The sequence below is a fragment of the Escherichia sp. MOD1-EC6842 genome (assembly GCF_002965705.1).
GTDB classification, from domain to species: domain Bacteria; phylum Pseudomonadota; class Gammaproteobacteria; order Enterobacterales; family Enterobacteriaceae; genus Escherichia; species Escherichia ruysiae.
This window is the reverse complement of record NZ_PTRF01000004.1, coordinates 304,651-311,175: the sequence shown is the minus strand read 5'-3', so window position 1 is coordinate 311,175 and position 6,525 is coordinate 304,651. Positions and strand designations below refer to the sequence as shown.

The window sequence follows — 6,525 nt, the reverse complement described above, 5'->3', positions numbered from 1 at the left end:
GTTTTGTAGAGCCCGTTTTACAACGGACTCTACAAATATTTATGAGGCGTTAATAACGTCTGGATTAGGGACTGCATTTTGTAAAAAGAATGGAATATTATTAGCAGCATTAAGCCCGCCATTATGTACTGTGCCTAACTCTTCAGGCGTAATATCCATAGTTGGCCATATTTTATTATTTCCGATAAACCTGTCTAGATTAAGTTTATTCAGTTCTAAAAATAAATAATCTTCTGTCTCACCTCTACTTACTCCTGCTGCCCAATATGAAAAAGAACTGGCTATAATATCTGAGACCTGTAATTGTAAATGTTCTTCTGAGTTAGCAAATATTAATGACTTCCCTTTTAATGGGAGGTTGAATTTACGGCGATCATAGCCTAATTCTACATCAGATTGAGACCAATCCATAAATTGTGCAAAGAGCAATTTTTGTTTTTCGATGCTGTGGGAATCATCATGGATTATATGAAAGCCTTTCGGATAGTCATTTCCCCATTGAACGCAATGTGCAAATAGTGCAGGAATAGATGGATCTAAAGATAGTTTATCAACTCCGTTTAATGCATCATGAATAACATTTCTAGTTTGAAATATAAGGTCTACATCTCTTTTGAATTGCTCATGACTAGAGGATTCTCTAACGTTTTCAACATCAGAATAAAATTTATCAATCTGCTCTTGTTCTTGTCCACGAATCATGTTGACAAAAGATGAATACATTTCTGCTACTAAATCTTTATCGCAGAATGTGGGTAGGCAATAATATAGCATATTTGATAAAGCAATGTTCCTGCCATTTAAGTAAAGATCTTCTCCAGTTAAATATATCATATGCTCAATTAAGATATCAACAATTTTAGTTGTTATCATGAAATCTTTTAAAAATATACTTATCTTTATATTGTTAGTGTTAATTAATTTGCTGCTCATGAACCTTATTATTGCATCTTGTCCATTTTTTCTGCGCTTAAGATTTTTAAAATGAGCCTCCAGTGGTGAGCGGGAGTTGAGTAATCCGATAAGGTTTCGGGCATCATTATCTGAAAAAGAACAACTTGCTAACGAAAAGACAGGCTGATTAGGATCTAATAGATTTGAGCCAGTATTGCCAGATTCGTCAAAGTAAATATTTGGCACTAACATTTTCCTTCTTATGATTTTATCATTTTTTCTATTCTGTTTTTTTCTTTCTGTATTCTTTTTTGCATCTCTTTTAAACTTGCTATTTTTGCTCATGTTATCCTCAAATGTATCATGTATCAATAAATAAAATAACATTCCCAATTGTGGCAAGATAACAAAATAATGATAACTATACAATTAGCCAAATGACCTATTTATTTTTATTAAAATTTGCAGATGTAATTAACTTTTATTGTTTCTCATGAATCCATGATGGTTTTGGTTTAGTATTGTACTCTTTTTTATGCCATCTGATGGGATGGATGGTATGAGATCCATGTTCTTATCAACATTAGGCTCTTCCAGTTTAGGACGACTTGGAAAACGAACGGTCTTGTCATGGTCTGATTCATTGCCATAGACGCCTGCTTCTGGTGATGTATGATCATTGTTAAACTTAGCGCGTTTTTCAAACTCTGAGCGTGGGACATTGACACCCAACACTTCATCATAGACATAGTTCTCTGCGATACGCTTATCATGGTCAGCATCAGTGGTATCGGGTTTCCTTCTGGCCCATACAAATCTATCTTTGAATAATCCCACCACAAGCAGCGTGAAACGCTTAAACAAACCATTCTGGCGGGGCTTGGTCTGTTTCCTACTCCTCACAGGAGCACGGTTCATCGCTCTGGTTTTTTGAAGAGATGGGGTTTTCAATTTAGTGGATGCAGTTGGTTCAGGCACAATCAGAGCGGGAGATTTCCTCCCTGAAACATTTACTTTACTGACCTTATTAGGATTACGGTAAGATTTTGCTGCTGGTCTTCTGCTTATGGCTGGTGTCGCTGAAACAGGTTGCTGTTTAGTTGTAGCCGGGAAGTCAGGGAGAACGATCTCTTCCGGTTCAGGAAGCTGGTAAACAGAGTAAGAGCGAACATCAACCACGATCTCCAGTGGTAGCTCACTGAATGTGGTGTAGACCTTCTTTGCTTCCTCAATTTGATGATCGCGTTGAGCTTGTTCAGCAGCTCGTTGTTCCTGAGACTCTTTGTCATTCCATTTAGCACGATGAACACGTTGCATTGCTGGACGATTGGTTTCCGTTGCCTTAGCAATCCAGAATGCTTTCTCTTCAGTGCTGAAAGCTTCTTCTGCTTGGGTAAGGGCAGCAGCACATTGCGATCTGAGAGAACGGTGATCGATACGTTCTTCACTGCCTGCGGCTTCAAGGTAGCTGTTTGACATGGTGGCCCACGACTCACGCCATTGGAGCATTATCTTCTTATCATTCCAGCTTCTGTCTTTTTTACCGAAGCCTTCGGGACCAATGGTTTTCAGGGTTAACATGACGTGAGCATGGGGATTCTTACCATCTAAATCGTGGAATGCGATATCAGCTATCATTCCTTTCTCAACAAAGTTCTTCTGGCAGTATTCGGCAACCAATTTTTTCTTGTCATCATTACTGAGTTCTACGGGAATAGCGACATCAAAATAACGGGCTGTTTGACCATTGTTCTGGCGTTCCACTCTTTCAACTTCATTCCAGAGTGCTGACGAGCTTTCAACAATATGAGAGGGTGCGGAAACAGGGGCTAATATAATATGACCATGAAGATCTGTTCTGTGGCTGAAATCGTATGTTTCACCAATGCGATCATCCGTAATACGTGTACGGGCATGATAGGCAGCTTTCGCAACGGAAGTCATGCCTTCGCTTCGTTTCACAATTTTAAAATCCAGATGAAAAATCGCCATTAAAAATATAACCTCAAATATATATGCTGCTGTTAGTTTTTCGTCAGAAAAACTTCGGGGTTGACGTTGACTTTGGTTTTGCTTTTAGCCTGCGGCAGGCAACCGTCGGTAGACCCCACACACTGCGTAGCAGTGTATAGGTGGGCATTGTCTTTAAGAAAATAAGCCAATGTAAAATGCCCCTCTTATTAATTAATACGAAATATATGTATGGTTGTAAAATAATACGCCGTGTTAAGCGGCGCAAACTGGATTAAAGGTGTAGGTTTCACGTCCGCAGGACAAAAAGAGTAAAGAAAAGGCCCGTAAGGGCAAAAGAAGTATTCATTATTCCCGCCGTAAGGCGGGATAGCTAAATTTGATGGAAAAAATGAATAAAACAGATAGTGTTATGTGTTGCACAATTCACAGGTTGAGGTGGGAAAATAGAGTTTGAAAATGACAGGTGAAAATAAAATCACGAATGCGCAAAAATAAGTAACGCGGAGAGTACGGGATGTTTTAAGTTAGTAATTACTATCACATGTGTTGCACATTTTTATTTTAGAGTAAACCGTAATCATATTCCTAAGCAAAACAGACTAAATTTGACGTCATTTCTCTTTGTGATAATTAAATACGTATAAACAACAAGAGGTGATAACTATGGATGATAATATAAAAAGGCCAAGAACAGAAAAAACATTAAAGCAAAAGGTTGCTTTTGCTCAGCTTGAACTTAATCGTCTTAAGTCTCTGGAAAAATCAGAACGAAAGAAAGTTGAAACCCGGCTAAAAATTATACTTGGTGCGGAAGTAGCTAAAGCTATGCAGTGTGATATCGAACAGGTGGATAAAGAGCTTGTTATGGGGATTTTGCTTTCAGCATCTGACCTGAATGACATTGAGAAAATAAAACATATAAAAGCAGGGAGATGGTTTCTTGCTCAAATGGATGGAAGACAAAAATAAAAAAATATTTAAATTTATTTTGATTCAGGTATTGATATCTAATTATTATCTGTTATCTATATAAAAGAACAGAACGCAGGATAATCCTTTATTAATATTTTTTCCTTTTCAATCAAGCGTTCTGTTCGACCAGTAATCTGTTAATTTTTATCTTTATGTAGTGAACGTCATTATTACTTTTTTATCAGATATGATAAATATCCCATGGAGAAGTAATAATGACAGTAGTGATAAAAAATGTTGTTTTTAAATCTCCCGGAAGGCAAAGAGAAATCTTTGCCTTTTTTAATTCATCCGTCTGTCAGACAGAGTTAAATATATCTTGCTATTTCTATTGCCAGATATGAGAGAAGCGTTATAACAGGAGGTATCATTAAAACAAAAAAAGGAGATAATAATGATTTTATTAAATAACAAAAGAAAAAGAAAGAAAGGTTTCTCACTACTCGAACTATTGCTTGTTTTAGGCATCATTGCTGCATTAGTGGTAGCAGCTTTTATCGTGTATCCCAAGGTTCAGGCTTCACAAAGAGCACAGGCAGAATCCAATAACATTGCCACCATACAGGCAGGTGTTAAAGCGTTATACACATCAGCATCAAGCTTTACTGGACTGACAAATACTGTGGCTGTTCAGGCAAAAATCTTCCCTGACAATATGTTAAGTGGGTCAGGAACGGCAGCTAAACCCATCAATGCCTTTAAAGGTAATGTGACGCTGGCTGCGGCAGCAACTGGCCCATCATCAGTGGCTGGCTCTTCTTTCACTATTACATACGATAATGTGCCAGCAGCGGAATGTGTGAAAATAACCACTGCGGCGGCAGGCAACTTTTATACCGCTAAAGTCGGTTCAAAAGTTGTGAAGGCTTCGGATGGAACACTCGATGTGGCTGCTACGGCAGCGGCCTGTAATAACGCCACAAGTAATACATTAGTTTTCACGTCTATTTAATGAAGAGGGCGCAGGCCCTTTTCTTTCTTATTGCTAAAACAGGGAGATAATTATGATAAAGAAAAAAGGATTTACCTTACTGGAAGTCAGTATTGTGTTAGGTATTGGAACACTTATCGCTTTTATGAAATTTCAGGATATGAGAAACAATCAGGAAGCGGTATTGGCTGATAACGTCGGAACACAGATTAAACAGCTTGGTGAAGCGGTTAACCGCTATATCAGTATTCGCTATGACAAGATTTCCACACTGTCATCATCCAATAATCAAAGCAGCGATCCGGCACCAAGAACCTGTTCGGCTGCTGGTTGTGAAATCACTTACCAGACGTTAATTAATGAAGGTCTGTTGCCTGTAGGCTATACAGGAACGAACGCGCAAAAAGCATCTTACAAAATTGTGTTAAAGCGTTCAGGAACAGCGCCGGATTACGTCATCAATGGTCTTATAACAACCGCCAGCCCGTGGGAAGAAGGTGGTCGTATTCGCTATGATCTGTTAGGTAAAGCAGTTCAGGCGGCAGGTGTTGATGGTGGGATGAGCAGAAACACTAAGATAGCTTCTGGCTATGGTGGTCAGTGGAGTGAGAACTCTAATAGCTACAGTAATATCACGGGTGGTGGATTACTGGCTTACCGCGTGGGGTATAACTCTTCAATGTATTCTGTTTATCTTCGTCGTGATGGAACGTTGCCGATGACGGGTGATCTGAATCTTGGTGGTAAGAGCATCAAAAACATCAAAGATATGACGGCATCAGGGACAACAACAACCGGAGCACTAAAGACAACGGGTAATGCGTCTGTTGCATCAGATCTGACTGTGGGTGGAACTTCGACCCTTAATGGTCCTGTAAATATCAACAACAGCTTGAAGGTAAAATCCGATACCTATCTGAACACGCTATCAACAACAGGGTTGGCGAAGTTTGGTAGCCGTATTGCCACGAACGGACTTAATCCAAACGATCTGCCTGCTGGCTGGGCTGGCGGTGTTCGCACCTATGATTTGTATGCGTCTGGAACGGTTGGGGTTGGAACCGGGAAAACAGTTAAAGCCTATATGAACAATGCGGGTAATATCTATGCGTCAGGTAATCTAACTGCTGGAACAATAAAATCCAACGGAACAATTGAATCAACAGGCAGGATCAAAGCGGGTGAATATATCCACCTGAATGGTCAGGCAACATTAAATGCGAAATGTACGCCTAATGGTCTGGTTGGACGAGACAGTGCAGGTCGAGTGTTATCGTGTGCTAATGGAATATGGAAAAATAACAATTCAACTTTGCGGAATATGACATGGATGCTTACTGGAGGAGAAAACTATGGAAATGCTTGTCAAATTTATTTAAATAATTCAGGGTTAGCTTCACAAGGTTGGATGCTAACAGGTTCGGATGCTTGTACGGAAGATGACGATAGGTGCACAATAGATAATCTTAAATGCTATGCCGTAAAACTAGCTAATTAAAACTTTATGTTATTTGAAAATTAATAACTGTAAAACATCAATAAAATATTTTTATGCATGTGTTTAAACACGATATTTTTATTAAAAATGTTGACTTTCAATAAATAATATATTATTTAATAAATGTCTTTTAAAGATATTCACTTCAATGAAGTGTCTGATTGCCCCGTATATGGGGAGTTGTTTACAGCCCAATGGGCTGAATAAGTTGCCCCCAAGTGTGGGGATATGTATTCTCTCCAATGGAGAGTTCCCT

At 38.9% G+C, this 6,525-nt stretch carries 5 protein-coding genes; 3 read left to right on the top strand and 2 right to left on the bottom strand.

Annotated features, from left to right (window positions below; all coding sequences use genetic code 11):
* Positions 1 to 39: 39 nt before the first annotated feature.
* Together A7Z29_RS07335 and mobQ are read right to left on the bottom strand one after the other, a co-directional pair.
* Complete coding sequence (locus A7Z29_RS07335) at positions 40 to 1,239, bottom strand: DUF3800 domain-containing protein (protein ID WP_105290025.1); 1,200 nt, start codon at positions 1,237 to 1,239, stop codon at positions 40 to 42.
* A gap of 129 nt (positions 1,240 to 1,368) precedes the next feature.
* Positions 1,369 to 2,886, bottom strand: coding sequence for a MobQ family relaxase (mobQ, locus tag A7Z29_RS07330; RefSeq protein WP_105290024.1), 1,518 nt, complete (start codon positions 2,884 to 2,886; stop codon positions 1,369 to 1,371).
* A 645-nt stretch (positions 2,887 to 3,531) separates the two neighbouring features.
* Between mobQ and A7Z29_RS07325 the strand changes: the two genes are divergently transcribed.
* The 3 genes from A7Z29_RS07325 to pilV all read left to right on the top strand — a co-directional run bounded on the left by A7Z29_RS07325 (position 3,532) and on the right by pilV (position 6,269).
* Positions 3,532 to 3,837 (top strand): conjugal transfer protein TraD, encoded by a 306-nt coding sequence (locus tag A7Z29_RS07325; protein ID WP_105290023.1) that lies wholly within the window; start codon positions 3,532 to 3,534, stop codon positions 3,835 to 3,837.
* 397 nt (positions 3,838 to 4,234) lie between these two features.
* The gene (gene bfpA, locus A7Z29_RS07320) at positions 4,235 to 4,792 is read left to right on the top strand and encodes a type IV pilus major subunit protein BfpA (RefSeq protein WP_105290022.1); all 558 of its coding nucleotides are present in this window, start codon (positions 4,235 to 4,237) and stop codon (positions 4,790 to 4,792) included.
* Between the two features lie 52 nt (positions 4,793 to 4,844).
* On the top strand, positions 4,845 to 6,269 hold the full coding sequence (gene pilV / locus A7Z29_RS07315) for a shufflon system plasmid conjugative transfer pilus tip adhesin PilV (RefSeq protein ID WP_105290021.1): 1,425 nt from the start codon (positions 4,845 to 4,847) through the stop codon (positions 6,267 to 6,269).
* The last annotated feature ends 256 nt before the right edge of the window (positions 6,270 to 6,525 follow it).